This window comes from Devosia sp. (genome assembly GCF_028290645.1).
In the GTDB taxonomy this organism is placed as follows: Bacteria; Pseudomonadota; Alphaproteobacteria; order Rhizobiales; family Devosiaceae; genus Devosia_A.
This window is the reverse complement of sequence record NZ_JAQGJL010000373.1, coordinates 1-2,561: the sequence shown is the minus strand read 5'-3', so window position 1 is coordinate 2,561 and position 2,561 is coordinate 1. Positions and strand designations below refer to the sequence as shown.

The window sequence follows — 2,561 nt, the reverse complement described above, 5'->3', positions numbered from 1 at the left end:
TCCGGCGAATACGCCAACCCCGTCGTCCGCTCCGCCAGTTTCTTGATCCGCCCCAGCAGCTTGCCCTCCGCCGGGTCCCACAGCGTCACCTCGTGATATCCGCTGACCGCCAGTTGCCCGCCGTCCGGGCTAAACGCCAGCGCCGTCACCGCCACCGGCTGGCGATAAACCTCCGGCGGCGCGGTGTGCTCCAGATCCTCCACCATAGACGCCAGCGGCGCAGCAACGTCCGGCCCATCAAATTTCGCCCCCTCCTCGATCCACCGCCGCACCAGCGCCACCTGCGCCGCCGGCAGCGGGTCAGCCTTCTGCGGCATCCGGTCGTCCTCGTCCTTTGCGGTGATCAACCGATAGATTGCGCTCTCCCCCGGCTTGCCCGCCGAAACCGGCGCATCCTTGCTATCCCCAGGCTTCATCAGCCGCTCGAAACTATCAATCCGATACGTCCCCTTCGCCTTCTCCGGCCCGTGACATGCCTGACATTGCCGTTCAAATACCGGCGCAATATCGCGGATAAAACTAACCGGCTTCACCCCCTCCACCGCCCCCGCCCCAAACGCGCAAAGCGCGAGACAAAACCAAGCCGTCAACTGCCAAAATGCACGCCAATTCCAGCCGTTCATGCTCCTTCTACCGCCACCGATCCAGTTGGTTAATTCACGCCCGCCCACCGCGCAAATTTGCCGTTCTCCACCATTCGACCTGTCGCTATCTTAAGCGGCGTAATTCGAAACCGCCGCAGGCGGTGGCAGGCACGCAATTTGATCTGAACGCGAACTATGCTCAAGCAACCAACCCGACATCCCCGATCGCGCACCGGCATCGCCGGCCTCGACGATATCCTCGGCGGCGGCTTTCTCCCCCATCGCCTCTACCTCGTCGACGGTGACCCCGGAGCTGGCAAGACCACGCTCTCGCTCCAATACCTCATCGAAGGCCAGCGCCTCGGCGAGAAAGGCCTCTACGTCACCCTCTCCGAAACCCGAGAAGAGCTCCTCGAGGTCGCCCGCTCTCACGGCTGGTCCCTCGAAGGCCTTGAGATCGTCGAGCTTGTTGCCAGCGAAAAAGACCTCACCAGCGACACCCAGCTCACGATGTACCACCCCTCCGAGGTCGAGCTTAGCGAGACGACCAAGGCCGTCCTCGACGCCGTGCAGCGCGTCAACCCGCAGCGCGTCGTCTTCGATTCGCTTTCCGAGATGCGCCTCCTCGCCCAAAACTCGCTGCGCTACCGCCGCCAGATCCTCGCCCTCAAGCAGTTCTTCATCGGCCGCCAGTGCACCGTCCTCCTGCTCGACGACCGCACCAACGAGGACAAGGACACGCAGCTCCAGAGCATCGCCCACGGCGTGCTCGCCCTCGAACAGATGGCCCCCGAGTACGGCGCAGAGCGCCGCCGCATGCGCATTCTTAAGTTCCGCGGCACCCAGTATCGCGGCGGGTATCATGACTTCTCCATCCTCCCCGGCGGGCTGACCGTATACCCGCGCCTGATCGCCTCCGAACATAACGGAGACTTCCCGCGCGGGCAGATCAAGAGCGGCGTCACCGCCCTCGACGCCCTCCTCGGCGGCGGGCCGGACCGCGGCACCAGCACCCTCCTGATCGGCCCCGCCGGCGCAGGCAAATCCACCATCGCCGTCCAATACGCCGTCGCCGCCGCCGAGCGTGGCGACCACGCCGTCGTCTTCGCCTTCGACGAAAGCGTCGCCACCCTCGAAGCCCGCATGACCGCCCTGGGCGTCCATTTCAAGCAGGGCACCGCCGCCGGCCAACTCCGCGTCCAGCAGATCGATCCCGCCGAGGTCTCGCCCGGCGAGTTCGGCCACATGGTCCGCGACGCCGTCGAACGCCACGGCGCACGCGTCGTCGTCATCGACAGCCTCAACGGCTACCTCAACTCCATGCCCGAGGAACGCTTCCTCACCATCCAACTCCACGAGCTGCTCAGCTACCTCGGCCGCAAGGGCGTCACCACGCTCATGGTCGTCGCCCAGCACGGCCTCATGGGCGGCAGCATGCAAAGTCCGGTCGACGCCAGCTACCTCGCCGATTCGGTCATCCTGCTCCGCTATTTCGAAAACGCCGGCAAGGTGAAAAAGGCCATCTCGGTCGTGAAGAAGCGCAGCGGCGCTCACGAGGAGAGCATCCGCGAGCTCCACTTCGACCAGGACGGCATTCACCTCAGCCAGCCGCTCACGCAATTTCAGGGCATCCTGACCGGCGTCCCATTGTTGGTCCGGTCCGATGTCGAACGCACCGCGCCGGTCAGCGATTATGAGGCACGACGGTGAACGCCACCGACGACCCCCAACATCTCGCCACCCGCGTCCTCGTCCTCGCCCCCACCACCAGGGACGGCGAGGTCACCCGCGCCCTCCTCGAACGCGCGTCCCTCCACAGCCTCGTCTGCACGGACCTCCATCGCCTCAGCGCCGAGATTCTCAAGGGCGCAGGCGCTGCCCTCATTACCGAAGAGGCCATCGCCGCCGATGGCATCCAGGAACTCCTCGACATCCTCGGCAATCAGCCCACCTGGTCCGAGCTCCCCGTGCTCGTCC

At 65.3% G+C, this 2,561-nt stretch carries 2 protein-coding genes and 1 pseudogene; 2 read left to right on the top strand and 1 reads right to left on the bottom strand.

The features are described from left to right. A partial coding sequence (locus JWQ89_RS19925) for a c-type cytochrome domain-containing protein (RefSeq protein WP_299643950.1) occupies positions 1–623 on the bottom strand: 623 nt, incomplete at its 3' end. Between the two features lie 156 nt (positions 624–779). Here JWQ89_RS19925 and JWQ89_RS19920 point away from each other — a divergent pair. Beyond that, positions 780–2,294 carry an ATPase domain-containing protein gene (locus tag JWQ89_RS19920; protein ID WP_299643948.1) on the top strand — a complete coding sequence of 505 codons (1,515 nt, stop codon included), beginning with the start codon at positions 780–782 and terminating at the stop codon, positions 2,292–2,294. After that, a pseudogene (locus JWQ89_RS19915) lies at positions 2,291–2,561 on the top strand (histidine kinase); the annotation flags it as partial. The gene JWQ89_RS19920 and the pseudogene JWQ89_RS19915, both read left to right, overlap by 4 nt.